Annotated in this window: 2 protein-coding genes; both read right to left on the bottom strand. The window is 44.7% G+C overall.

Annotated elements, in window-relative coordinates:
- Positions 1-21: 21 nt before the first annotated feature.
- Positions 22-810, bottom strand: coding sequence for a hypothetical protein (locus BV375_RS37460; RefSeq protein ID WP_208095496.1), 789 nt, complete (start codon positions 808-810; stop codon positions 22-24).
- A 13-nt stretch (positions 811-823) separates the two neighbouring features.
- Positions 824-1,249 carry a hypothetical protein gene (locus BV375_RS37455; protein ID WP_208099033.1) on the bottom strand — a complete coding sequence of 142 codons (426 nt, stop codon included), beginning with the start codon at positions 1,247-1,249 and terminating at the stop codon, positions 824-826.
- Between the last annotated feature and the right edge of the window lie 148 nt (positions 1,250-1,397).

Raw genomic sequence — 1,397 nt, 5'->3', positions numbered from 1 at the left:
CCCCTGACAGGTGTAGGTATTTTACGCTGAGGACAAGTGTGAGTAATAGAAAGCATCAACAGGAGTAGGAGGAAAGGAACTCCAACGATGAAGATGAATTGAGAAACCATTGAGCAAATCAGCAATCAGGGTAATAAAACCCAGAAGAAAACAAGAAATCTGACGTAGTGGTTTTGGATTAAAAGCCTTAGAAAAGGCGATGTGTTTGTTGGGAAGTTGTTGGTAGTTAGGGGGAGGAGATTGATTTTCAGCTTCGCCCTTACGGGTTCGGTAGTTGCTTTCCGACGCAAGGCGACAGGAACGCACTACCTCACCACCAAGCATAACCATCCACAATGTTGCCAGGGCGATGGCTGCGCCAACGCCAAGGGCGAACGCTAACCACAAACGTTCAGCACGTTGTGGAGAGAGCAAACGAGTATTGTGCCACTGCCAACCATCTCCTTTGAGATCGCGGTAAACGCATTCGGTTGAAGGACGCAAACCGTACCATAAAACATCAGCTTGATTTGGCTCAAGGTCAGTTAAAACTAACCTTGGGTCTTTGTAGCCGAGATCCCAACGTGCTAAGAGAGTACATTCCAGCGGGTTAGTTTTAAAGCAAACAACTCGAGCAGAACAAGATTGTCCAGGTGTGTTAATAACTTCTGCTAGCGGTCGCCAAGTACTGCATGGTGGAATTTGTACCTGTCCTTGATGATTAATACGTAGAAATGGATGCCAGCTAACACCAACAATTAGTTCATACAGCCAATCTGCATAAAGTCCTCGGTCGCAAGCAACAATCACATTCCACTGTTGCGGAATCACAGCCTGAAGATGTTTAATGAGTTTTTGCGCCTTGTGGTTTCCAACTTCCAGGTTCAGTCGCTTGAACAATGCACCATGCAATCGGGATTCCACACCCTGCAAGCAGTACATTAATTGACAAGACCGTAAATTTGTTACTAATACTTGTGGCGTCAAGCGCCAAAGCCACTTGCTCAATCTTTGTTGGTAGTAGATTAATTACCCATAACAGCAATGGCGCAAAACAACTGCTGACATCGAGAGCACAACGGTTGTCTCCTTTTTTGGCTTCTGCCTCCTGATACCATTCTTTTAAGCGTTGACGTACCGTATTTGGTTTTTCCTGATTGATACTGGCGATAAATTTTGACACCAGGGTCAAGCTGCTCGATTTTGTCATCACCATGCCAAAACTCCATGTTGCCAGTCCCACAGCTTGAGGTATCGATAGATGAGCCATGTGCTCTGACACTATACAAGACCATTGCTTGAGATACTTATTTTTCAGCATCTCTTTTCTCGACTTACACTTGTTTGTTCTATGTTTTATTTTCTTCTTGTTGCTGATGAACACTCACACCTATGTAATAAACCTACACCTGTCAGGG

The sequence above is a fragment of the Nostoc sp. 106C genome (assembly GCF_002154725.1).
In the GTDB taxonomy this organism is placed as follows: Bacteria; Cyanobacteriota; Cyanobacteriia; order Cyanobacteriales; family Nostocaceae; genus Aulosira.
This window is presented reverse-complemented; position numbering and strand designations above follow the sequence as displayed.